Source organism: Fibrella arboris (assembly GCF_041321095.1).
GTDB lineage: Bacteria > Bacteroidota > Bacteroidia > Cytophagales > Spirosomataceae > Fibrella > Fibrella arboris.
Map to the genome: position 1 here is coordinate 531517 of NZ_JBGGWE010000004.1, position 24619 is coordinate 556135.

Sequence of the window (24619 nt, forward strand, 5' to 3'; positions counted from 1 at the left end):
ACGACTTAACTAAAAAAACAGATAAAGCATGGTACGTAGTTTCCCGCATAGAATCGCGTAGTGCAACGCGGGTTGTTACTCACTGAAACGGCGCGCTCAGGCTTACGTTTCTACGGATAAACACAAAAAAAGCCAGTCCTTTCGAACTGGCTTATACGTCTGGTTCCAGAGAGCTATTTATCGGCCTGTTCCTTCTGAATCTGACGAATGTATTTTTTAATGGTAGCAATCGGTAAATCAAACGCGGACGCAATTGTTTCAGCATCCATACCGACCCGCAACAACCCTTTGACGTGCTGGAGTGTGGCCTCCTGTTTTCCTTGTTTGATCAATGTTTCAGCGGCAGACATGACTGTTTTTTCTGCTTTTTGTGAAATAGTACGAAAGATAGCAATTAGCTCAGTAGCTGTCAATGGTGAGGCCCAGTGAACATAAAGATACACTGTTTTGACAAATTGTTCGCCAAACGTGTCCTGCACTAACTGATCAATTACCTCGCCAAGTCTCTCCAGCATTTGCTTCAACTTTTGCTTTTGCCGGATAGTTTTCAACAACCCTGCTGTTAACTTGGCATAAGATGACTCTAGCAACCCGAACCTATCGGAGGGGTCGTCAACCAGATTAATCAGATAGTACTGGAAATCAGGCAGAAAACTGGCCAGCAGATCTGTCGTCTCATCGAAATAGGCACGCATAGGCCGCTGTTTCCACTGTCTGTGACCGTGGTAAACGATAATCGGCACAATGGGTTGAAGACGTTGCTTCTCCTTCAGTTGCTCCGTCCAGTAATTGAGCAGATACCGATTCAACTGTAGATGAGGATATTCTTCCGGATAGCTTTTATGCTCCAGCAGTAAGGCGATGGTGATAGGTACGTCGCCCAACTCAGCCGTAAACAGCAGGTCAACATAGTGTTGGTTTAATGCATCATCAACGTGCGATTCGGGCAAGCGGGTCAATGACGCTCTATTTAATTGGCTACTGAATTCGGCAGGCAAATAAGCCTGAATAAAATCAACGACGACATCCGGCCTGGAAAAGGATTCTTTAAAAAAATCGGTCGTGTACGTGTTTTGGAACCATGCAGACGCTCACTAAAGAGCACCTCTAATATCTTGAAAATTTGCCAATTAATACAAAAATGTAAGTGATCTGTTTTATTGAAACGGCGCGCTCAGGCTTACGTTTGTTCCCCGCCCCGGCACCGACTCAATCAGCAATTGTCCGCCGATCGCTTCGGCCCGCTGCTGCATACTCTGTCGGCCCGTGCGGTTATCGGTCAGTTGCGGGTTGAACCCACGTCCGTTGTCGGCAATGGTCACCCTCAGTTGCCCCTGCTTTTGCCTGATTTGCACCACTACCTCGGAAGCTTCCGCATATTTCAACAGGTTGTTAATCGCCTCTTTCATGACGAAGTACAAACTCTGTCGAACGTCCATGGGTAACTGCTGATCGTGCAGGTGTGGGTCAACGTGCAGTGAAAAGGCGATGTGCTGCGCTTCCATCAATGGCTGAGCATACTCCTGAATACGCAGAATGACGCGTTGCAACGAATCGTTACCGGGGTTCACCGTCCAGATTATTTCATCCATCGATTCCAGCGTCTGACGGGCGTCGGTGTGAATTTTCTGAACCATTCGTGCGGCGGCATCGGTGTTGTTGGCCGTTAACTGGGTACCGATCAGGCCACTCAGCAGCGAAATGCTACTCAGTGTACTGCCCACCTCATCGTGCAGGTCATGCGCAATCCGTTGCCGCATCTGTTCCCGAATCAGCGCCTGTTTGAGTCGACTGCGGTAGAGATACCAGGCCGTTAACGCACCCAGCAACAGCAGAATCAGCACCCCGACCGTCAAGAGGGCTTTTCGTTCCAGACGGTCCCGATCGGCGCGGGCTTTCAGCAGGGTCAATTGCTGTTCTTTCTTCTGCGTTTCGTAGCGGGTAATCATTTCCTGGGCGTGCTGGGCATCCTGTACGGTGAACAACGAATCATTCAGCACTGCTTTTTGTCGCTGGTAGGCATAGGCTTTCGCGAAGTTCCCCCGATCGGCGTAAAAACTCGCCAGCGTCTGAATACGTACCCGCATTCCTTCGGCATCATCAATTTGTTTGGCTAGCGCCAGCGATTTTTTCAGGTACGTCTCGGCTCGAACCGCCTCGCCAAGTCTGGCATATACCTGCCCGAATACCCAGTCGTTGGTGCCCAGCTGATCCAGCAGGTTATCCGTTTCAGCCAGCTTTTCGCACTCGGTCAGGTAAGGCAACGCCTTGTCGGGCTTGTTCAGCATCAGGTACATGCGTCCGATGTTGGTGAGCAGATCGGCGGTGGGGCCGTGGGCATTGCTTCGTTCGGCTACGGGCAGGGCATGCAGATAATGCTGTAATGCTTCGTTGGCGAAGGCTTCGCCCAGCTCGCTCAGGCTGTCGCCCAGGTGGTTTTCGGCCAGCACCAGCATTCGGGGCTCTATTTCGCGGCTGGCGGCGGTGAGTGCTTTCCGATAGTAAACCAGTGCTTCTTTATTTTTTCCCATCACCTTCAACACATTGCCGGCGCCCAGGTAAGCTGGTGTCACCCGGTAGCTCAGGTTATGATTCTCGGTGAGCCGGATAGCGTCCAGGTAATAGCGAAGTGCTTCGGCGTAGCGGTGAATGCTAAAGTAGAGCACACCATGCAGGCTCATGGCGAGTTGCCGCTCGCGGGGTGCTAAGTTGTACTGATTTACCACTGCCAGTGCCCTGTGCGCATACGGCAGGCCTTTGGTTATCTGATCCTGGTAATAGCTGGCCAGTGCACGGTAATACAGCACGTAGAATTTACCGGGGGCATCATCGAGCCGATTGGCTAGTTCTTCCGACTTGGTCAGTAGCGAATCGGCCTGAGTAAACTTTGACCGTTGTAAGAACTGCCACACAGCCTGGGCCTGGGTACGTACGTAGGCCGTGTCACGATAAGTTGCCTGTAGCCGATGAGCCAGGGAGTCGACGGGCTGACCATCCCCTGTTCCGGGCCAGCCGAATCCGATCAACAGAAAAAAAGCCCAACTGACTTTCCGGAAACAGTACGCAGGCGTCATAGATCGATGGTCAACGCATCACAGTCATGATTGAAATATACACAAATGATGGTATTATCAATAATGCCCGGTTTTCATGGCCTTCGCTACGGCTTCCGATTTAGAGTTGACGTGGAGTTTCTGATAAATATTAACGATGTGGGTGCGCACCGTTCCCATGCTGATATGGCAGTGGGCCGCAATGAGTTTGTAGCTATCGCCTTCAACCAGCCTGAGTAGCACTTCCCGCTCTTTATCAGTCAGATCAAACGCGTCGGTATGCCCACGCGATACCGTGGGCGTGGGCCTGCGTGTAGCCGGCTGCTGGAAAACCGTCAGCATCTTGGCGGCAATGGTCGGCGTGATTACCGCTCCACCCGCCGCTACATCGCGTAAAGCGTCCGTCAGGCGGTCGGCCGGGGTTTTCTTGAGCAGGTACCCCATAGCACCAGCCGAAACCGCTTCAAACACGGCTTCCGGCTCTTCGTGAACCGTCAGCATCAAAACGCGGGGTGGATGTGCTAACTGCTGTAATAGGCGCACGGCGTCAATACCAGACCGGCCCGGCATGTCGATGTCCATTAGCAGCACATCAGGCTTATCCTGCAGAACGGTTTCAACTACTTGCATGGCATTGTCATACGCTCCGACTGGCAGCAGGTCGTTGGTCGTATCGAGCAGCAGCACCAGCGTCTGGCGTAGCGAGTCATTGTCGTCGTACAGTGAAACCCGAATCATGGCGGTCAAAGGGGTGTGATCTTTACAAAAGTACACGGTACAGCAACGTCCGTCTATCGGATAAGCATATGATACCGGTGGATTGGACAAAAACGCGTATCTTTGCGTCCCCGCAAAAAGGCCGGCGCCAAACTAGGCGCTGATGGTCAGCGAGGTTAAGCACAAACAGGCAGTTAACAACTACTGCATTTTTCAATGAAACGAGATAAAGATAGTAACGACCGCCGGGATGGTAAAGGTCGTCCAGAAGGCCGTCGGGATGACGCCCGTGGTGGATTCAATACTGGGGGTAGTCGCCCGTCATTCGGTGGCGCCCGTTCAGGCGGGTCAGACCGCCCGGCCTATGGCGACAAGAAGCCGTTCACGGGCGGAGATCGGCGGGAAAGCGGGTCAGATCGCCCAGCCTACGGTGATCGTAAGCCGTTCAGTGGCGGTGACCGTCGGGACGGTGGGGCAGGCCGCCCAGCTTACGGCGATAGAAAACCGTTTAGTGGCGGAGACCGGCGGGATGGCGGATCAGACCGACCAGAACGCAAGCCGTTCAATGGCGGAGACCGTCGCGACGGTGGGTCGGAGCGCCCGGCCTACGGAGACCGCAAACCCTTTAACCGGGAAGGTGGCCGCGATGGCCGATCGGATCGTTCGGACTATGGTGATCGGAGCCGGAACGCCGGATCGGACGCACCACGGAAGCCATTTACTGGCGGGGACCGCCGGGATGGTGGGTCAGATCGGCCAGCTTACGGGGATAGAAAACCGTTCAGTGGTGGGGACCGCCGGGATGGCGATCGGCCAGCCTATGGCGATAGAAAGCCGTTTACGGGCGGTGATCGGCGGGAAAGTGGTTCAGACCGGCCAGCTTATGGCGACCGTCCGGAACGCAAGCCATTCACTGGCGGGGACCGCCGGGATGGCGATCGGCCAGCCTACGGCGATCGGACAGAACGTAAACCATTCGCTGGGAGTGATCGTCGCGATAGTGATCGGTCAGACCGCAAGCCTTTTACGGGCGGAGACCGCCGCGATGGCGGACCACGCGATGGCGGACCACGCGATGGCGGACCACGCGATGGCGGACCACGCGATGGCAACAGTGCTCGTTTTGATCGCCGCGACCGGACCGAAGGGTCGTCTGACGAACGCTCGGAGCGCAAACCATTTAACCGGGAGGGCGGACCACGCGATGACCGTCGGGAAGGTTCATCAGACCGTTCTTTTGAGCGTAAGCCGTTCAGTGGCGGAGACCGCCGGGACGACAGTCGTGAAGAGCGGCCACGGTTCGACCGCCGCAGTCAGGGAGACGAGTCAGGCGAGCGGCCGGCACGTAAGCCATTCGATGGCGGTGACCGTCGCGACGGCGGACCACGCGATGCCCGCCCCCGCACTGAAGGGCCACGCAAGCCATTCAACCGGAGCCGGACCGAAGAAGACAGCGAGAAACCGTTTGAGCGTCGCACCGGCCGGTATGAAAAAGCACCGAATTATAACATGAATTCGATGCGGGAAAACTTACCGCGTTCCCGGAAAGTGGCCAAGAATCTGGAGCGTGAAAGCGATCCGAATTCGATTCGCCTGAACCGGTACATTGCCAACGCGGGCGTTTGCTCACGTCGCGAAGCCGACGAACTGATTGCGAAAGGGGATGTGCAGGTAAACGGCGTTGTGGTCACCGAAATGGGCTACCGTGTAAAACCTAACGATGTTGTCAAGTATGGCAATAAAGTACTGAACCCGGAAAAGCTGGTCTATGTGTTGCTGAACAAACCCCGCGACATCATCACGACGACTGAAGATCCCGAAGAACGCAGCACGGTACTCGATCTGGTGGCCGATGCCGGCCCGTTCCGCCTGTATCCCGTTGGCCGACTCGACCGGAACACCACCGGCCTGCTGCTGCTGACCAACGATGGCGAACTGGCAGGTAAGCTGACGCACCCGTCGAATAATGTAAAAAAAGTGTATCAGGTTGAATTGGACAAGCCGATCACCGAAGAGCACTTCGAAGCCATTCGGAACGGCCTGGACCTGGAAGACGGCCACATCAAACCCGACGACCTCGCCATTGTAACGCCTGATGCCCAGGTAGTTGGCGTAGAAATCCATTCAGGCCGCAACCGGATCGTTCGTCGTATGTTCGAATCGCTGGGTTATGAAGTAACGAAACTGGACCGCACCGTTTTCGCGGGTCTCACCAAGAAAGAACTGCCACGCGGTAAGTGGCGCTTCCTGGAGCCTAAAGAAGTGGTGAAGCTCAAGTATTTGATTTAAAAAAGTCTTCTGTCTTCAGTCTTCTGTTGCTTCGCTACTGAGGACTGAAGACAGAAGACTTTTTTATGAACATTATAACTAAAACAATAGTTGTAAAACTAAATCAGTAGTCTTACGTTTGCTCTATCATTACCTACACAATCGTTGAAGGCCACCACTATGAGAGAACTAACCAATGCTGAAGAAGACGTCATGCGTGTGTTGTGGCGGCTGGAAAAGGCCTTCGTGAAGGACATTCTGGCCGAATTGCCCCCGCTCGATTCAACGGGCGAAAAGCCTGCGTACAACACCGTCTCGACCATTATTCGTATTCTGGAAAAGAAGGGCGTGGTGGGGTATACGGCGTATGGAAAAACCCACGAATACTATCCATTGATTACCGAAGATGCCTATCGCCGTTTCCAGACCGAGCAGTTGATGACCAACTATTTCGACGGGTCGCTGCAAAAGCTGGTGTCGTTCTTCGTGAAAGAGCGCAACGTGAGCCTGAATGAAGCCGACGAGATCATTCAGCTATTGAATAAGCGGGGCAACAGTTCCGGCCCGAGCAAGTAAGTAGTTCAGTTAGTCCTCAACTCTTGAATGCCATGACACCGCTTGCCGATTACTGGCTGAAAGCCAATCTGTTCCTGATTCTGTTCTTCGGCTGCTACGCGTTGTTGCTTCGCCGGCATACGTTTTTGGCCCTGAACCGAACGTACCTGATGGGCTCGCTGGTGTTGGCCTTCGTGTTACCGCTGGTGCACATTCCGGGTCTGTCTTTTCCCTGGCCGTGGGAAAAAACCGACCTCCCTGCCTACGCCAGCGTGTCTGTGGATACGATCAGCGTAGTAGGTCGGGCACCAGCGGCCGAGACGCCCCTCCTGCCCGACTGGCCTGTGCTGGCTGGCTGGACTTTCGCCCTGGTGGCCGCGGGGCTACTCATCCGAATGGTCTGGCGCACGGGGTCGCTGCTGCGGCTGGTTCGGCAATGGCCTGCCCAATCGTTTGATGATCATATACTGGTGTTGCCCCACAGCGCACAAACCCCAACCTTCTCCTTTTTCCGTTACCTGGTGCTCAACCCCGAGGATGCACAAACCGACGCCGTGCGGCAGCACGAACTGGTGCACATCCGGCAACGGCACAGCCTGGATATACTGGTGCTGGAAGTAGTACAGGCCCTGTGCTGGCCTAATCCTGCCCTGTTTGGCTACCGGCAGGCCATCCGGCAGGTGCATGAATACCTGGCCGATCGGGACGCTGCCCCGCAGACACCCGACCACCGAGATGCCTACGCCCGCTTTCTGGTCAGCTATGCCTTCCACCTCCCCACCGAGCTCTTGGACCAGACTTCACTGGCTCATTCGTTTGGCCCCGATCGGCCCGATTCGCCAACCCTTAAACAACGCATTCAGATGCTGTACCAACAACACACCCGCCGCCGCGCCCTCTGGAAATACGCCCTCGTACTACCCCTCGCCACCGCGCTACTGGCCATGACCAACGCGCCTGAATTGGAAGCAGAAACGTCTGGTCGTGTGGCTATTTCGACTACTAACATGCAGGCCATCGTTCATGTGACAGGTCTTATAAGAGATCATCTGAAAAAGCCCCTGCCGGGGGCAAACGTCGTTGTTAAGAATGGCACTAAAGGCACGACAACAGATCTTGAAGGTCGCTTCACTCTCGACGTGCCTGGCGGTACTGTGCTTGTTTCCAGCTTTGTAGGTTTCCAATCGTCGGAATTGGTTATTCCAGCGAAGGGAAACTACGTGGTTGTCTGCACTCTAAAGCAACAGGCCGTTGATGGCACCACCATGCCGATGACGAACGTACCTGAGTCACTTACCCAACCGGCTCCTGCGGGCTCGAACGAAATCTTTACGGTGGTAGAGCGGAACCCCGAATTTCCGGGAGGGATGAAAGCCCTTTTTCAGTTTCTGGGTAATCATGTTCGATACCCAGACGAGGCCCGGAAGAAGAAAGTGGAGGGGAAAGTCTTCGTCAATTTCGTAGTCAATACCGACGGAGCTATCGACCGGATTCGGATATTGAAGGGGATCGGCGCGGGTTGCGATGAAGAAGCCGTGCGGGTCATGTCGATCATGCCCAAATGGCTCCCCGGTATACAGAGTGGTCGGCCCGTAGCAGTTCAGTACACCTTACCGATAGCTTTCTCACTAGGGGAAACAAAAGTAGGCCTGAACGTACCCAGTTCGCTTCTTCTCCAGATGGACACTGTTGTAAAAAGTAGCCCACCTATTTATCATAATGGCCAGGTGAGAGTAATTGACCAATCACGATTTAACGACCACACCAACCCGCCCCTGTACCTCGTGGATGGCGAAGAAATATCACACGAGGCTATGGAAACGATCAACCCGAATACGATCCAGTCTATCGATGTACTTAAAGGCGAATCTGCCACTTCGGTTTACGGCCTTAAAGCCAAGAATGGCGTGATTCGTATTACAACGAAAAAAGGCGCTGAAGCGGCGAAGAAAAAAGAATAACTGGCTCTCTCTCACAGGCAGGAATTTCTCACAAAAGTGTAGGCATCATCTTTAGCAACAGAGCTTGCCGATGCGCGTCCCTTCGACTAGCTCACGGTGACAAGCCACATCCAGTCGTTAAACTAACATAGCTGAGTGTTCTGTCACCCTGAGCCAGTCGAAAGGACGCGCGTCAGCAAGTTCTGTTTTATGAGAAAGCGTTTAGTCGCTATAGCAGCAAAATGCCCGGAACAGGGGTATTGCCCTAACAACGAAAAACAATTGTAGTACATAAAACTAACTGGTATAAACAGGCAGGCAACGCCTATAGAAACCATGAATGGGCTGTACAATACAAGTCGCCCGGATCGATAAGGCGACTTTATCAACCCCGTATTTCCCGGCGGCCAAGCTGGTTTGGCTGACTATGTGCGTGCCAATCTGCAATGCCCTCAGTCCGCTCAATTTGCCTGCGCTCGGGGCAATATAATCGTTGAATTTGTTATCAACACCGACGGAACAACGGGTGATTTTGTCATACTGACAGGCCTGGACTCCGCCTGTAATCAGGAGGCAATTCGCCTGGTAGAAGCCATGCCAGCCTGGACGCCAGGTACGTTGGCGGGCGAGCCCGTCAAGGTTAAACTAGTGCTGCCAATCTCCTTTTCTGACGCCGCATAGACGTTACTGCCGTTACATATTGACCTCTGCCTTTACTGGCAGTGGTGTCGGTCGCCAGTTGACCATGGCTTTGGCCAGTATGCTGGCGACGATCAGTTGCAGGGCGTGGTAGATCATGATCGGCAAGAGCACTACCCCAACCGCCGTGGGTGGAAAGAGCACTTTGACCATGACACTCCCCTGTACCAGCGATTTTTTGGACGCACAAAACAGGGCGGTAATACGGTCTTCACGGCTGAAATGAAGCCACCGGCTGACGATCAGCACAAAGCCAAAAACCACGAAGAACAGCAGTAGCATCCCAGCAGCCAGCAGCAGCAGATCGAGCGCCGAATAATCGCGGAACAGATTCAGGTGGAATGATTCACAGAAAGCGGTGTACACGATCAGCAGAATGGTGAACTGATCAAAAGAACGCAGGGCTGACTTATACTTCTCGGAAAACCAGCCCAGTTGCCTGTTCAGCAGGAGGCCGAGCACAACCGGAACAATCACCTGTAAGGTCAGTTTCAGGATAATGCCCTGCAAATCGAACTGACCACTGTTGGCACTGAGCAGCACGCTCATCCAGAGTGGGGTAATGAATACGCCGATCAGGCTGGATATACTGGCGTTGAAAATAGCAGCGGGCATATTGCCATTCGCGATGGATACCATCACCACCGACGACGACACCGTAGAGGGCAACGCGGCCACGTAGAAAATACCCGTCCAGAGCAGGGCAGTTTCCGGCGACAGCAGTAAGGCTCGGGCGCCGAGTACCAGCGCCGGAAAAAGAACAAAGGTGGTCAGGTGGATCAGCAGGTGCAGGCGGTAATTACGCAGGCCTGCTTTCAGTTGATCGAAGTTGAGTTTCAGGCCGTAAAAGAAGAAGATCAGCGAAACGCCGTAGTTCGTCAGCGATGAAAGCGACAGTGGCCCTTCCTGCAAACCCGGTTCGGGCCAGAGCCGGGCCAGTCCGATCATGCCCAACAGGGCCAGAATAAACCAATCCAGCCCAACACGGGCCAGCAGCGCAGCGAACGACGTTTTTGCCATACCTAAACTAACCCGCTTCAGCAGGCTTTCGTTTGCGACGATTGGCACTATGCCGCTACCTGTTCTGAAGGAGAACGTTAAGGCCTATATTCAGCAGAAAAAGGAGCGGCGTTCCTACCAGCTGTTAAAACGAATGGTCGACCTGTAACCGCGCTGGTGTTACAGGTCGACCATTCGTTTTAACAGCTGGTTTTTTAGCGTAGCAATGGTAGGTAAACGAGTCGAGGGCAAGTTACTCCCGCATCACTTTGCGCTGGACACGGCCCTGATTCGTTTCGATGCTGATGACGTACACGCCCGATGGCAACGTACCCAGCTCGACCGACAACGTACCTACCGGCGTACCGGCGCTGCGGTGCTGCTGCACCACAGCGCCGGACGTGCTGACCAGATCGGCCGTTTGCCAGCTAAGACCGGTAGGCAGCTCTACCGTAATACGGTTGCGGCTGGGGTTTGGAAAAAGACGTACCTCATTGGCCCAATCGGGTTCGATAGCCAGCACAACCGGTGCTGCTTTTACGGCAAATGTCCGGTCAACGGGCGTGGCGGCGTAGGTCTGGCTGTTGCCTTCCTGGAAAGCGCGAACGGTCACGGTACCGGTGCCGGTGAACCGAAGCTGATTGCCTACAATCTCGGCCGGGCCAGCCTGCACCGCAAAACCAACCGTGAGCCCAGCCGAGCTGGTAGCCTGTAGCGTAACACTTCCCGCCGTAATTAACTGATCAGCAATGGCGTTGAACGTAATGGCCTGATTTACTCTGGTTGGGATAGCCCGGGCCGCGTTTGAGTACCAGACGGGCCATTTAGCACCGGTGTAGAGGGCCGTTGCCGTGCCTTTCGGCGTCAGCTTATCGGCATTCAGGCTGATCAACGCCACAGATTCTTTTCCCGACGAGTTGGTGCCAAACACAATGGCATTGTCGGTGCGGGAATAGCTGGGAAAACCAAGGGCATTATTCTTATATACGATCTGTACATCTCCTTTTTCAATGTCTGCCGATAGCACATAGTACGTATTGTCGTTTTCGTCGAGGTAGTCGAAGGCAATCAGGTCGGGCGAAGTCTTGGAGAAGGATGGATTCCCAATACTGATTCCTTCGTCCAGATCGGTAAATAGTTTATCGATCCGGCCCGTAGCAAACGTCTTTTTCGAGCCGTCCCAGACGTTAATGATGCCCACATCCCAGTAGTCAACGGCCTGCCCGCTGGAGTTGGTCAGCTTGTTGTAGGCATCGTAAATAACATATTCGCCCGAATAGTCCCACTCGAAGGAGTCGGCGTAGGCCACCTCACCCGTTTTCACGCCCTGCGCCGAGGTGGGGTTATAGAGCGTAAATGTGTTCCATTTGGCCAAATCGAAGCTGTATACCCACAGTTTACCATCCTGCTTGTCGGTCAGGGCGGCAAGCTTGGTGCCGTCTTTCGAAATCACCACGTTGGCCCAGCCCGCCTCCTGCGAAATCACTGTTTCTGACGCGGGTCGCGTCATGCTCGACGCCCGGATCTTCCCGTCGCTCCCCACGAATACGGCCACACTGCCATCATCCGTGAGGCTGGGGCGGCGTTTCAGACCCGATAAACTACGCTGGGTAAAGGCTGTGGTCGGATACGGCGTGTTATACAGCTTACTATCGCTGGTGCTGACCAGGGCCACAAAATCCTGCCCGGTCGAGGTTGGGATCGGCGCTTTATCCTGCGTTGGCGTACTGCTGCTCTCCGTAATACCCACATTATCGAAAGCCGTTTTAACCGCCGCCACTTCCGTGCCGCCAGCCCCGTAGAGATCGGTTGCCGCCTTGATCACCGCCAGACGAAGGTCCAGAAATTTCGATGAGCGGGTCAGGTACAGGGTCAGCGCCCGGTAATAAATCTGCTCGGCTTTGTCTTTGCCGGTCGCGGTAGCGATCTGGTAAAAGGCGTAGTTGGGAATGCCGCTGTTGATGTGTACCCCGCCGTTGTCTTCGGTGGTGCTTACATACTGCGTCATGGTTTTGGGCTGATACCCATTATCCGATTTCCCGCCCTGATTGGGGTTGGCCATGCTCCGTAAGGCACCCGATGGGAAATAGGCGGCTTTCACCACTTCTTCGCCGATTGTCCAGTCGTCGCGGTCGATCAGCACGCCAAACACGTCGGCAAACGATTCGTTCAGTGCGCCCGACTGGCCGTCATACACCAGATTGGCCGAGTTCTGGATCACGCCATGGCTCATTTCGTGGCCCGCCACGTCGAGCGACCCAGCCAGTGGTTTAAAGCCTACATCGCCGTTTCCATACATCATGTATTCGCCGTTCCAATAAGCATTGTCCATGCCCTTTCCGGTCTCGGGGTCGTTGACATTGATGATCGACGTAACCGTTCCCCCATTGCCATTGATCGAATTGCGCTTGAACGTCTTTAGAAAGTAATCGTAGGCAATACCGCCGTTATACTGGGCCGAGGCTGCAGTGGATGTCCAGTTTGCATTGGTCGATGAGGAAACCTGCTTCACGCTGATATTCTCGCCATAGGTATTGGCCGCATCGATCACCCAAAGCGCACCAACCGGGCTGTCGGGCAGTTTGGATTTGGCGGTGCTGTACATGGCCCGGCTGGCGTCCATCATCACGTAATTGCTGCCGATCTGGTACGTTTTAAAGGCCCTCGACACACCGTTGAGGTCACGAGCCGAAGCGTCGCGCGAGCCATCAATACTACAGGTACTGTTGAAGCGTCGCAGCACTTCGCCCGTAGTGGCGTCGACAATATATTGCCAGCGCTCAACCAGATTGGGACGAACGGTGAGGTCATAGGCGAGGCGGGGTGGCACGGTGGCGTCTGCGCCGCCCGCATAGACGCAGAGTTCACCGGCTACGGGCTCAAGCTTCAGTACACCCTGACCGAACATCTGCACAGGTGCTGCTTTACCCATGTGCCGAAAGGCCTCTTTACCTGCCTGAGCCAGTGAAAGCGTAGGGCGCACGTCGAGGGTCGACGGAATAATCCGGTACTGGCCAGTCATGAGCGTTACCTCTCCGTCCAGTTGGTGCACCGTCAGTTCGGCACCGTAAACCGGAACACCCCGGTGCGTTTGCCTCAGGCGGTGGTGCGTTTGGCCCAGTTCATCGGTCGTTGATTGCTTCAAGGCAAATGACTGCTCCGGGTCGCTGATCGTGAGCAGACCACGTACCTGGCTCAGGAACTGATAGGTAGTTGCCTGCGCCGACCGACGTACCTGCTTATTGATGGCGGTTTTCCCTGCGGTAAGATTCTCGATATAGAGCGGCAACCCCGACGACGGATCACGAACGATCTTTAGCTTCATCGGCGGCAACGTGACGGGGGCACTGCCCGTAGCCAGCAGCGTTTGCCGGGTACGCTGATCGGCAGGCACCGGCGTTTCGGTAGCGTTTAGCCGCCGTGCCAGATCGACATCGGCCCGACCAGCCTTCTGTTTTTGCGAGAAGCCGTGACCGGGCCCGAATGCAGCATTACCCAATTGGGCAGCGGCCTCCTGAGCGGGTGGTTGCGCCAACGCGCTGACCGACAGCAGTAAACAAGCGTAGAGTTTTTTCATGGCGATGGATCAACTAAGGGGTTTATCGGCTGGCGGGGGGAATCATGCCCATGAAGCCGGTATATACCTGCTCGTAGTTGGCGGGTAGTTTCTTATCACCGGGTGCCCAGGTCACCTTGTGCTGTTCAGACCCTTTCCTCCAGCTTACAAACCGGTATACATTCCCCGGTTTGCTGTAGGTCGTTTTGCGGATAGCACACCGATCCTCGGCCGACCAGAATACTTTTTTTGTGTTGCTGGCAGTCTGCTTGCCAATGAACGTATAGCTTGTCTGCCCGGCTTTCCGGCCAAACAGCCGCCCATCGTCGAGGAGGGAATAACTGGTTTCCCTGCCAACGATGCCACCACCCGACCCTACCGACAGGATTCGACCGGTGTAGGTGTCAGGAATCTCCCGCGAGGCCAATTTTTTCCTGGTCCGCATAACCATTGCGGGCGTTTTGTCTGTCTTTTGGACAGCCGCCTTTGTGAGTGAGTTGGGCGCTGCGGCCGTGGGAGCTTGTGACCAGGAGGCCGATGGTAGCGTAGTAAAAAGGGCAAGGACAAGTAACGGTGTATACATAGAGAATTGATAATAAAGCAGTTAATTAATACGTCTCTTCCTGAAGAGTGGCTTGCCAACCGGCGCCTGTCAGCCGCATTCTCACAATCAGCAGGTTTGCATAGTCGCCGTGTTCAATGCGTTGCAATCTGGGCGTGGTACCAAGGGCTTTGGCAATCTCCAGAATGGTATTGCTGTGGCCTACCACCAGGGCCGATTTGTTCCGAAAAGTACGGACACGCTGGGTCAGTTTGGTAACCGGGCTAGCGGGGTACTGTGTTAACGGTAAACCCTTTGACTGTGCGGTGGGCGATGCCGTTTGCCGGGTACGTGTGTAGGGCGTTACATAGATGGTATCCAGACGAACACCGACCAGACGCTGGGCTAACTGATCGGCCCGGCGTAATCCCTCGGCCGACAGGCTGGTTGTATCGGTATCATTGGCCCGTTCGGCATGGCGCACTATGTAGAGTGTGGCCGTGGGGGTACAACTGGTTAGGAAAGCAATCACCAGCAACGGTAGCAGGCAGAGTTTGCTCATGATCTATATGTATTGAGTAGGAAATTGGGGGACAGACTAACCAGTTTGTGGAAGTTGTTCCCCGCCAACAATATACAGCACAGTTTGGCACTATACCGCTAAACATACTATAAACACCTGTTTAACAGCCGATTAATATTTTATCTTTTGGCCGGGTGCAGGTACTGGTACGCTTTTTTCAATAGGAAGGCTGTCTACATGACCCAATTCACTTAACACACATACTCATGAAATCGCTACCCGGAATATTACTCGGCATTGCAGCAGGCGTGATTGTTGGCGTGCTTCTGGCCCCTCAAAGCGGCAAAAAAACACGCGAAGGACTCGTTTCCGATACCGATGATTTTTTCAGCAGCCTACAGGATCAGCTCCAGGACGGCCTGGAAAGCATCCGCAACCAATACAATGAATACGTGGAAACGGCTGCCGACAAGTCAAAAAGCGTAGCTGCCGAAGCGAAGCGTCGGGCCAAATTTTAATATCAGTTAACTCAACTTATAAACAAGAAGACAATGCGTAGCACACGTGATTTCCTAACCGGCCTGTTGACAGGCGTAGCCATTGGTATCCTGACAGCTCCCCGGAGCGGTAAAGAAACCCGCGATAAACTGGTAGAAGAGGCCAACAAGCGGTCTGACGATCTGAAAGATCAGTTCGGCAAGGTGAAAGACCAGGCGAATCAATACGTCGAGCAGGCTAAAGACCAATTTGGCAAAGTGAAAGACCAGGCAAACCAATACGTCGGTCAGGTGAAAGATCAGGCAAACCAACTGGTTGGACAGGCAAAAGATCAGTTTAACCAAACGAAAGGTCAGGCCCAATCTGAGTTCGACGCACACAAATACGAAGCAAAGAACGAGTATAACAATACAGTAGACGACGCGGCTGATAAGGCCAAGTCAGGAATTAATTCTGCGAAAGAGTCGATCAAAGTCGATTAATCGCAACTAAAGTGCCCAGTACCACAGTACTGATTTACTCAACGATCTATGAAAGAACGCCCCCGGCTCAACAAAGCCGGGGGCGTTCGCTTTTAACTGATTTAGCGATAATAAGTCAGGACTTTTTTCTGGCTGGTGGGTCTGGTACCGCAGCTACGCTTTTGGCTTGGGCAGTGTGATCTGTTTGTATAAACGTGGCGTGTTAGCGGGGCGTGGCTGGTAGTAGTGGCGCGTGAATTTGCCGCAGTGTTTCAACCGGTATTTTGATTATTTCCCGGTCGTAAGTCAGCAGACCATTAACTTCTCCCTCTACATCGGTCGTCTGGGTATACACAGCCGCTGACAAGGCCTGCTTCTGAAAGTATTCCACAATTTTGGCATATTTTTTCCGGTAAGCGGCCAGCGTCTCGTCGGCTGATTGATAGGTCTGGTAGCCCCAGTTGCGCATTTCCGGATTCCATAAATGGCCCTGAATCGGCCAGCCAATACCGCCAAACTCGCCGATCACCACTACGCGATCGGTTTTCGGGGCGGGCGCGTTGGGCTCGGGCTGGTACGTATGAATATCGAAAAAATCACCGGCATTACGGTCATTCCAGCCACTGACAGCATTGACCGTCCGGCTGGGGTCGATGCCCTTCACCCAGTTGGTCAACCGATCAGTGTCGAACTGCCCCCAGCCTTCATTGTGTACCACCCAGGTGACAATGCTGGGGTGATTATGCAACTGATCGAGCATCCGCCGGAATTCCAGTTCGTACTGTTCTACGGCTTTCGATCGGCGCAACGGCTCTGTTTGGTCGCCAGTTCCCTCCTGCTGGCCAGCCAGGAAGCCGGATGGCATGTCTTGCCAGACCATAATGCCCAGCTTGTCGCAGAGGTAGTAATAGCGCTCGGGCTCAATTTTGATGTGCTTCCGCAGCATGTTGAAGCCCGATTTTTTCAGGAAGTCGATCTCGAAGGCCATAGCTTCGTCAGACGGAGGCGTCAGCAATCCACCGGGCCACCAGCCCTGATCGAGCGGACCGTTCTGAAACACGAACTGATTGTTGAGCAGCAATACGGGCTGATTCGCCAACGCGCCGGGCCCTGGCCCTACGGCGATCTTCCGCATGGCGAAATAGCTTGTCAGCCCATCGACTGGTGCGCCCGTTACCGACGTACCTGCGTAAGCCGATTGCTCGGCTGTTTCACCCCGGCGGGGTCGCTGGTTGTTGGGTTTTCCGGAAAATGGATCGGCCAGGGTAACGGATTCGACACGCAGGTTGTACAAAAAGGGGCTGTCGGGTGTCCATAGCTTCGGGTTTTGGATGGGCAGGTAGGCAGTGCGCCCTTCACGCACGAGCGCCGTGGCTACCGCCTGCTCGCCGTCCAGCGCAGTCACCCGAATGCCTGCCGTTGGGCCATCGTTTGGGCGGTTCATCAGCACCTCCACCCGTACCCGGCTCGAATCCAGTTCGGGTGTTACGCGTACTTCGTCAATATGTCGGTCGCGGGGAACGGGCTCCATCCAGACCGTCTGCCAGATACCCGACACGGGGGTGTACCAGATACCGCGTGGGCTGAGGAGTTGTTTACCGCGTGGTTGCTCGCCGGTCGATGTCGGGTCGGTTACGCCTAATATCAATTCGTTGGCCCCTTTTTTCAGGTAGTCGGTTACGTCGAAGGTAAAGGCGTCGGACCCGCCGGTATGCGCGCCAACGTACCCACCATTCACCCAAAGGCCGCACTCGTAGTCGACGGCACCGAAGTGGAGCAGAATACGCTGCCCGGCCCAGTCAGCGGGCAAGGTCACCCGCCGCCGATACCAGAGCCGCTGGTCGGGCGTGAGGGATTTCGTCACTGTCGACAGCGTTGATTCGACGCAGAATGGCACCAGGATCTGCCCCTGAAACCGGTTCGGTTGTGGTGCATGTTTGGCCGTGATGGCGTAGTCCCACAATCCGTTCAGGTTTTGCCATTGCTGCCGAACGAGTTGCGGACGAGGGTATTCGCGCCAGGCGTTTTCGGGCGTTACCTGCTTCTCCCAGCGGCTCATGATTGGCGCGATGCGGGGCGGGGCAATGCTGACCGATGTGGGTGCTGAGGGGGTGGTCGGGGCGGGCGGGGTTGTCTGCGACTGGCCCGGATGGGTAAAGTGTAGCGCTAACAGGATGCCTGCCGTTAGAAATGCACACTGTTGAGTCATAGGAGGTACTGTTTGCCGGCAAAAGGGGGGCAACCATACAATTCCTACTGATCAAATCGATTTTAAACAAACCAATTGGTAACCTTACGCCGGACTATCTATCATTCTCAAAGACCTGAAAACAAAAACGACAGCGCGCACCTACGTCCAGCCGGATACGCCCGTAGGCTGTTGTCTGCGCTTGCCAGGTACGTTGGCCGCACTGATCGACCAGTTCAAGGGACGTTCCCAAGTGATCGGTCAGGATGCTGTGACGGCTGGTGCCCTGCAATTTACCGATGGGCGCGAAACTGTCCTCCTCGAAAAGCCAGGTGATGCTTTAGTTTATTTTACAAAAGAAAAATTTCATCATCGTCGTCGACAAGTTCAACTGGAGTTAGTTTATGTAATTGCTCAAATAAATATTTTATGTCTTTAATGAGGGTATCAGTTGTTATATTAGATTCGATAAAAAGTCCCTCATCTTCCATAAAAACTCTAACATCGTATTCCCATGGATTGTCAGAATTTGAAGCCTTCAACCAAAACTCTCTATTCGCTATTTCCTCTATGAAAGAGGGCAATTGTCGTATCTTTTCTGCTACTATGCTTTTGTGTACGCTGTACCAAGATTTGTCGTGAAACCTTGTCTTCAATTCAAGTCCCATGTATATCGATAAATTTTATGTTCCGTGAGGTCGTCCTGATATAACTTGATAGTCTGCTGGATTCTTTATACCAATATGAGTATCATTCGGATTAGTAGATGGAATTCCTCGGTCGTTAAGTTCTACTGAACCTGATTGTCCATGGCGTCCAATTGATTTATGAACATGAGCATTATTTCCGCTCTTATGAGGAGTGGTATTAACGTTGCCGTACTTGTGAATCTGTACTTCAGAACCGTCAGTATGAACCCAACGTTCGTTTCTGGAATTTCCTGGGTTGCGATGCGTAAATCCGTTCTTCTTAAGCGTTCGTTGAATATTGGCGACTGACTTTCCCCTTAATTGTGGTAAACTCCCCGCTGCCGTGCAAGCTAATCCTAATTGATCTACCCAATTCAATGGATCATCTACGTAAGCATAAAACTTATCTCCGCCTCGTAGTGCAATCGGATCTTGACTGACATACGCTCCTTCCTGCGGGTCGTAATAGCGGAAGCGGTTGTAATACAGGCCTGTCTCTATATCCTCGTACTGCCCCTGAAAACGGAAGGGGCATTCAGCCCGCGTACCTTCGCTCAAGCGGATACGCCCGTAGGCTGTTGTCTGCGCTTGCCAGGTACGTTGTCCGCTTTGGTCGACCAGTTCAAGTGGTTGTTCTAAATGATCACTAAAGGAGTTTACGTTGCTCTACGGCATTTTCAATAAATAATGAGCTATCCGTTTCTATAACTTCAATTCTATTTAACGTGGACTATGGATAATTCCTTAACGCATTACTGACGTATGGCTCTAGGTACAATTATTAATCACTCACGTTATTTACGTAAAACGTTGGGATTATAAATTTTTCTGTAGAAATCAGCTATCAACGCTGTTACTCTATCTTTTTCAGACTTCGTCATTTTTTCATCTACGGAATCCCAAATTTTTATTGATTTTTTATATATAACTCCGTGCTCAGCATCAATATCACAGATTAAGCATTTCTCATTTTCTCTAAAAAAAAGATTATTTCCTCGACCTATAACACGTATTGCGTACAAATTCCCCTCATGCTCAATGATGTTGTCATTGTATTTATCTATTAACTCTTTATAATAGGCATCCATAGCAAAACTTATTGTACGTAAATTAGTATCCCACTCAATAATAGGTTGTCCGCGCCTGCCAGATACGTGCCCGCTTTGTTCGACTGAGGGATAGACTTATTGCTTATAAGTTTCCCACCAATTGAGATATAAGATATCTTAGTAGAAAGGCTAGACTAATTCAAACCAGTTTCACACCAGATTTTTGAAAAATCTTGAAATAATTAATTAACCTTTCTAAAATAATTGATTTTTCACTTTCAGTTACAGCATTTCCATTATCCCACCATGCAATACTATTCTGATAAATCAAATCATTTCGAACCTGTATATCACATAACAATGCCCGATCTTCTTGCTGGTAAAACAATTGTTCTCCACGCCCGATGATCATTATTTTGTATTTGTCGACCGAGTTAACCTCCACCATCGGCCCATGGTTTGTTTGCGCCTTCAATTCCTGAATCAAATTATATTCAGAGGGATCTATTTTTTTCTTTTTCTGCATTGGTGTATTTCATTGTTAGTTACACTTTACATCCTGCTTTTGATCCAAAAGGCAAACCATCTTTTCGCATTCGTACAATAGATGACACTAACGGATTTTTTAGTAGAGCTGGCTTTTCAATCCTCCACCAAGTGCGAAGTCCATAATCACCAATTTTCTTAGCACCTCCAGAGAATACTTGTGCAGTACCCGATGCGCCTTCAGCAAATCGTTTCGAAGCAATATCCCATATTTCTGCTGCTTGCTTTCCTGGTAAATTTTCAAATAATTTTAAGTCATTTAAATATTTACCGCCAACGGTCTGCTCAAGTGTTGTCTTTCCAACTTTGCTTGCCCAATCCTGCGCAGTTCGCATATTTTTTCCTGACCAGAAAACCGCACCATCCTTAGCCGTTGAAAAGTCTAAGGTAGTTTCGGCCATCTTTTTCAAAGCGTCAAATGAAGGAATACCAGCCAGGCCACCAATATCCGTCCAAGTTAAGGTATCCTCGACATACCCATACAAGTTAGCACCTCCTTTTAGTCCAACCGGATCTTGACTGACATACGCTCCTTCCTGCGGGTCGTAATAGCGGAAGCGGTTGTAATACAGGCCTGTCTCTATATCCTCGTACTGCCCCTGAAAACGGAAGGGGCATTCAGCCCGCGTACCTTCGCTCAAGCGGATACGCCCGTAGGCTGTTGTCTGCGCTTGCCAGGTACGTTGTCCGCTTTGGTTGACCAGTTCAAGTGGTGTCCCCAGATGATCGGTCAGGATGCTGTGACGAGTACTGCCCTGCAATTTACCGATGGGCGCGAAACTGTCCTCCTCGAAGAGCCAGGTGATGACCGCCTCGGTGTTCTGCCCATCCAGGCTCAGTTCACTCCACTCGTGCAGGGGTTTGTTGCCCTCCCACACCCAGCGGGTGGTTTTGCCCTTGTAGCTTTTGCTCAGCCGCCGCCCCAGGGCATCGTAGGTGAAGCTGACGGGTTGCCCATCTGGCCGAACAACCTGGCTAAGCATACCGTTGCCCGCCCACTCGTACTGCCAGACCTCGCCTTTAGCGGTGGTCTTGCGGGTCAGGTTGCCCTCGGCATCGTATTCGTACGTTGCGTGCTGGCTACTGAGCAGCTGACCTCCGGGTCCATACTGACGGTCGGTTTTATCAGCCCGCTCAAACAGATTACCGACGGCATCGGGCAGGCGTAGCTCCTGGGTACCATCGGCATAGGTCGCTTTGGTCAACGCCCCGAAGATGTTATGCTCATACTGGCTCACACCCCACTGGCTGTCGTCGATCTGGCGTAGTATATCGTTGGTTGTCCAGGCGTAGGTACGTTGCCGGGGCGCATCGCCCCCGGCGGTGATGCGTTGCTGGGTTGGCCGACCGGCGGCGTCGCGTTGCCAGCTCATCTGCACCCCGCCACTTAGCTGACGCTGCACCTCCAGTCCGCGTTGATCATAGCCAAACTGGGCCTGCCAGCTCTGGCTGCTCAACCGGGTGAGGTTCCCCATCTGATCCCGGTCGAAGCCGATGGCCGCGCCGAGCGACGAGGTGAGCTGGGTACGTTGCCCCAGTGCATCGTAGCTGTACTCGACCCAATGTTCGCCCTGCGTTTCACCAACAACGCGTCCCAGTGCATCGCGGTCCAGCCGAACCGTATTGGTCTGGTTCTGCGCTTTGGTGAGGCCACCGGCTCCATCGTAGCCATAGACCTCCTGCGTACCATCGCTATACCGAATCTGGGTAACCTGGCCGGTTGCATCGTAGGTATACGCGGTGCTGCGATCAGCGGGGCGTAGCACCGTGGTGACCTGGCCAGCCGCATCACGTTCATACCGCCGCAACAGACCGTCGAAGCCTTCTTCTTCCACCACCTGCCCATTGGCATCCAGCCCAAAGCGGTAATGCAGGCCTGCTTCGTTGGTCAATCCCGTCAGGCGACCTTCTTTGTCATACGCAAAATCGACCTGCTGGCCAGCCTGTCGGCGCTGGGCCAATCGGCTTTGACCTGTATACGTAAACTGAACGACCTGATCGCCCTGCCGTGCTTCGATCACGTTACCCATGCCATCGTAAACCAGTTGACGCTGGCTACCATCCGGTTCAGTCAGGGCTGTCAACTGCCCTAGCCGATCATACGCGCGGGTTTGTACAGCGCCTGTAGGCTCTGTCAACGTGATCACGCGGCCCAGCGCATCGTAGCTGCGCGAGCGGATCTGCTCATCGGGAGTGACAATATGCGCCAGGTTATCCTGCTCGTCATAGCGCAGGTACGTTGTCTGGCCCAATGCATTCGTCACGCTGCTTAGTCGGCCCTGTTCGTCGTAGGCATAGGCCGTTTCAGCGCCCAACGGGTCGGTTTGTGTAGCCAGTAGTCCGTCGGTTGTGTAGGCATACTGCCAGATGCTGCCCCGCGCATCGGTAAAGGCGACGGGCCGGTCTGACTCGTCATAATCGGTATGCTGACTGCTGCCATCGGCGTAGCGGGTCGACGTCAGGTTACCGGCGTCATCATACCGGAACTGAGTCGTCCGTCCAAGGCCATCCGTTTGGGCGAGCAGTTGATTATGGTCACTGTAAATCCATTGCTGCCGGTTACCCAGCGGGTCGGTCTGTTCACTGACAACACCGTTCTGATGGACGTACCTGGTTTGTTGGTCGTAGCTGTCCCAAACGAGCGTAGTCTGACTGTCGACGTATTGGAGCTTCGTATCGAAAATACCCCCATCGCCCCAGGTGTGTACGCAGCGGGCAGGCAGGTTCGGCTGCGGCAGAGCTTCGTACTCAAAATAAAAGCTCAGGCCAACGGCGTTGGTTTCCTGCACCAGCTGGTAACCGGCATACACGTACCGGGTTTCATTTCCCTCCGCGTCTGTAACGGCAACGAGATTACCATATGCATCATAGCTGTATCCAACCAACTGAATACGCTCATCGGACTGGTCGGGGTGCGGGCCGAACAGGGCGATCAATTGACCCTGCGGATTATAGTCGAGACTCAGTACCCGCCCCGCCGAATCGACGAGTTGGTTCAACCGCCGATCGGCCTTGTATTGAAACGAAATAAACTGGCCGGTCGCGTTCTCGACGGTGTGCAACGGCTGGTAAGAGCCATCGGTGGGGGGCTGAGCGAAGGTGTACCACAGTCCTTTGGCTTTATCCCAGACGAGCCAGGGGGTAGCCGGGTCTTCTGACGGGCCCGGGCGGTGCAGGGTCAAGCCGCTCGCCAGATCCAGTACGGACTGGTCGGGGGTCCGGGGCGGCTCAAACCCGACCTGTCGACCATCGGCCATGCGAAGCACCGCTACGTTGGTTTCACCGTCGAGGGTCAGGCCCAGATCATAGCCAAGATGCCAGCCGTGGCCCAATACACCTTGATAATCGGAAGCCGAATACCAGGTACGTTCCCAGCTTAAAGGTATTGTTCCCGGCAAACTAAAATCGACAGCTTCGGTAAACAGCAGGCCCGTTGCCACGTCGATGGGGTGCCCCACTTTCGTGCATAACGTCTTGCCGGCCGCCCCAACCTCATCGAGCTTCGTCAACAGGTTGGGCGGCACTACTTTAGCGGCCTTTTGTGCCAGTTTCGCGCCAGTTTTAGCCAGCTTGGCCGCGCCCACGAAGTTGCCGGCCAGCGGAATCATGGAGGCCGCCGACATCGCCGCATTGGCGTAGTCGCCCTGGGCTACGTAGATAGCGGCGTTGGCAGCATCGGCCACTTCCCCAATCACGGGAATCATGCCCACCACGTCGAGCAACGAATGTAGCCCTTCGCTGAAGGCACTGGGTTCGTCCTGCTCTTTGGTCTTCCCTTTAGACGGCGGGGCCACCTGCTGCTCGGCAAATGTCTCACCGGCGCCGTGGCTTACCAGGGGCCAGTTGTTGTCGTGTACAATGGCCCCCACGGCAATGCGCTGCGGACTCAGCCGCACGTGCAATTGGAGGCTGCCCCCGCCGCCCGCCCCCGGCACAAAGTTGGTCTGCAAGCCAATACAGTAGGCGTTGAAAAAGGAGATGGTCTTCAGCGTGGCGCGGGGCGAATCCTGCATCAGCACGATCTTGCCGTCCTCCTGCATGGTGGGCGAGAACATCCACTGGTGCAGAAAGGGCTGATCGGAGCCCGGCGAGCTGAGCACACAATCGATGGTGCCGCCCAGTGTTGGCGAGGCTGGTCGACCCAGCGAATCGGTTTCCTGATGGATGCTCAGCTCATAGGCCAACAGCGGATACTGTTGACCTTTTACGTCAAGAAACGCAGAAAAGGATGCCATAAGCGCCAGTTGGCTGTAATAGCATAGTCACATGCCGGGCCAACCTTCGATATTAGGCAATTCTGGTTGTTTCCCTGTTGCCTTAGTCGACTATTTGAGTTA

Annotated in this window: 20 protein-coding genes and 1 pseudogene; 7 read left to right on the forward strand and 14 right to left on the reverse strand. The window is 53.6% G+C overall.

What is annotated here, in order from left to right:
- Positions 1 to 173: 173 nt before the first annotated feature.
- From ACAW75_RS09710 to ACAW75_RS09720, 3 genes and pseudogenes are all read right to left on the reverse strand, one after another.
- Positions 174 to 1043: pseudogene (locus tag ACAW75_RS09710) on the reverse strand (Rpn family recombination-promoting nuclease/putative transposase); the annotation flags it as partial.
- 114 nt (positions 1044 to 1157) lie between these two features.
- Positions 1158 to 3074, reverse strand: a complete 1917-nt coding sequence (locus tag ACAW75_RS09715) for an ATP-binding protein (protein WP_370728499.1) — start codon at positions 3072 to 3074, stop codon at positions 1158 to 1160.
- Positions 3075 to 3131: 57 nt separating this feature from the next.
- The gene (locus ACAW75_RS09720; RefSeq protein WP_370728500.1) at positions 3132 to 3791 is read right to left on the reverse strand and encodes a response regulator; all 660 of its coding nucleotides are present in this window, start codon (positions 3789 to 3791) and stop codon (positions 3132 to 3134) included.
- A gap of 195 nt (positions 3792 to 3986) precedes the next feature.
- Here ACAW75_RS09720 and ACAW75_RS09725 point away from each other — a divergent pair, with 195 nt between their 5' ends.
- From ACAW75_RS09725 to ACAW75_RS09740, 4 genes are all read left to right on the forward strand, one after another.
- Complete coding sequence (locus tag ACAW75_RS09725; protein ID WP_370728501.1) at positions 3987 to 6059, forward strand: pseudouridine synthase; 2073 nt, start codon at positions 3987 to 3989, stop codon at positions 6057 to 6059.
- A 159-nt stretch (positions 6060 to 6218) separates the two neighbouring features.
- Positions 6219 to 6614 carry a BlaI/MecI/CopY family transcriptional regulator gene (locus ACAW75_RS09730; protein WP_370728502.1) on the forward strand — a complete coding sequence of 132 codons (396 nt, stop codon included), beginning with the start codon at positions 6219 to 6221 and terminating at the stop codon, positions 6612 to 6614.
- A gap of 32 nt (positions 6615 to 6646) precedes the next feature.
- Positions 6647 to 8554 carry a M56 family metallopeptidase gene (locus ACAW75_RS09735; RefSeq protein WP_370728503.1) on the forward strand — a complete coding sequence of 636 codons (1908 nt, stop codon included), beginning with the start codon at positions 6647 to 6649 and terminating at the stop codon, positions 8552 to 8554.
- Positions 8555 to 8962: 408 nt separating this feature from the next.
- Positions 8963 to 9214, forward strand: coding sequence for an energy transducer TonB (locus ACAW75_RS09740; protein WP_370728504.1), 252 nt, complete (start codon positions 8963 to 8965; stop codon positions 9212 to 9214).
- Between the two features lie 12 nt (positions 9215 to 9226).
- Here the strand turns inward: ACAW75_RS09740 and ACAW75_RS09745 are convergent, their stop codons facing one another.
- The 4 genes from ACAW75_RS09745 to ACAW75_RS09760 form a co-directional block, all read right to left on the reverse strand.
- A complete protein-coding gene (locus ACAW75_RS09745) occupies positions 9227 to 10252 on the reverse strand; it encodes a bile acid:sodium symporter family protein (protein WP_370728505.1) in 1026 nt (341 codons plus the stop codon).
- Positions 10253 to 10484: 232 nt separating this feature from the next.
- A complete protein-coding gene (locus ACAW75_RS09750) occupies positions 10485 to 13808 on the reverse strand; it encodes a M4 family metallopeptidase (protein ID WP_370728506.1) in 3324 nt (1107 codons plus the stop codon).
- A 22-nt stretch (positions 13809 to 13830) separates the two neighbouring features.
- On the reverse strand, positions 13831 to 14370 hold the full coding sequence (locus ACAW75_RS09755; RefSeq protein ID WP_370728507.1) for an FAD-binding oxidoreductase: 540 nt from the start codon (positions 14368 to 14370) through the stop codon (positions 13831 to 13833).
- A 25-nt stretch (positions 14371 to 14395) separates the two neighbouring features.
- The gene (locus tag ACAW75_RS09760) at positions 14396 to 14890 is read right to left on the reverse strand and encodes a SixA phosphatase family protein (protein ID WP_370728508.1); all 495 of its coding nucleotides are present in this window, start codon (positions 14888 to 14890) and stop codon (positions 14396 to 14398) included.
- Positions 14891 to 15117: 227 nt separating this feature from the next.
- On the opposite strand from ACAW75_RS09760, the gene ACAW75_RS09765 reads away from it, so the two are divergent.
- Both ACAW75_RS09765 and ACAW75_RS09770 read left to right on the forward strand, forming a co-directional pair.
- Positions 15118 to 15369, forward strand: coding sequence for a YtxH domain-containing protein (locus tag ACAW75_RS09765; protein ID WP_370728509.1), 252 nt, complete (start codon positions 15118 to 15120; stop codon positions 15367 to 15369).
- A 33-nt stretch (positions 15370 to 15402) separates the two neighbouring features.
- The gene (locus ACAW75_RS09770; RefSeq protein WP_370728510.1) at positions 15403 to 15831 is read left to right on the forward strand and encodes a YtxH domain-containing protein; all 429 of its coding nucleotides are present in this window, start codon (positions 15403 to 15405) and stop codon (positions 15829 to 15831) included.
- Positions 15832 to 16033: 202 nt separating this feature from the next.
- Here ACAW75_RS09770 and ACAW75_RS09775 read toward each other — a convergent pair whose 3' ends face one another.
- Together ACAW75_RS09775 and ACAW75_RS09780 are read right to left on the reverse strand one after the other, a co-directional pair.
- Complete coding sequence (locus ACAW75_RS09775) at positions 16034 to 18019, reverse strand: glycoside hydrolase family 2 protein (protein WP_370728511.1); 1986 nt, start codon at positions 18017 to 18019, stop codon at positions 16034 to 16036.
- 94 nt (positions 18020 to 18113) lie between these two features.
- Positions 18114 to 18290: an RHS domain-containing protein gene (locus ACAW75_RS09780; RefSeq protein ID WP_370728512.1), complete on the reverse strand. Its 177-nt coding sequence runs from the start codon at positions 18288 to 18290 to the stop codon at positions 18114 to 18116.
- Between ACAW75_RS09780 and ACAW75_RS09785 the strand changes: the two genes are divergently transcribed.
- Positions 18213 to 18437, forward strand: a complete 225-nt coding sequence (locus ACAW75_RS09785; protein ID WP_370728541.1) for a hypothetical protein — start codon at positions 18213 to 18215, stop codon at positions 18435 to 18437. The two genes, ACAW75_RS09780 and ACAW75_RS09785, sit on opposite strands and share 78 nt — an antisense overlap.
- On the opposite strand, the gene ACAW75_RS09790 is transcribed toward ACAW75_RS09785, so the two are convergent.
- From ACAW75_RS09790 to tssD, 5 genes are all read right to left on the reverse strand, one after another.
- A complete protein-coding gene (locus tag ACAW75_RS09790; RefSeq protein ID WP_370728513.1) occupies positions 18349 to 18666 on the reverse strand; it encodes a hypothetical protein in 318 nt (105 codons plus the stop codon). The two genes, ACAW75_RS09785 and ACAW75_RS09790, sit on opposite strands and share 89 nt — an antisense overlap.
- A gap of 15 nt (positions 18667 to 18681) precedes the next feature.
- Complete coding sequence (locus tag ACAW75_RS09795; protein WP_370728540.1) at positions 18682 to 19308, reverse strand: RHS repeat-associated core domain-containing protein; 627 nt, start codon at positions 19306 to 19308, stop codon at positions 18682 to 18684.
- Positions 19309 to 19481: 173 nt separating this feature from the next.
- Positions 19482 to 19775 carry a hypothetical protein gene (locus ACAW75_RS09800; protein ID WP_370728514.1) on the reverse strand — a complete coding sequence of 98 codons (294 nt, stop codon included), beginning with the start codon at positions 19773 to 19775 and terminating at the stop codon, positions 19482 to 19484.
- 160 nt (positions 19776 to 19935) lie between these two features.
- Complete coding sequence (locus ACAW75_RS09805) at positions 19936 to 20262, reverse strand: hypothetical protein (RefSeq protein WP_370728515.1); 327 nt, start codon at positions 20260 to 20262, stop codon at positions 19936 to 19938.
- 19 nt (positions 20263 to 20281) lie between these two features.
- Positions 20282 to 24517, reverse strand: coding sequence for a type VI secretion system tube protein TssD (tssD, locus tag ACAW75_RS09810; protein WP_370728516.1), 4236 nt, complete (start codon positions 24515 to 24517; stop codon positions 20282 to 20284).
- Between the last annotated feature and the right edge of the window lie 102 nt (positions 24518 to 24619).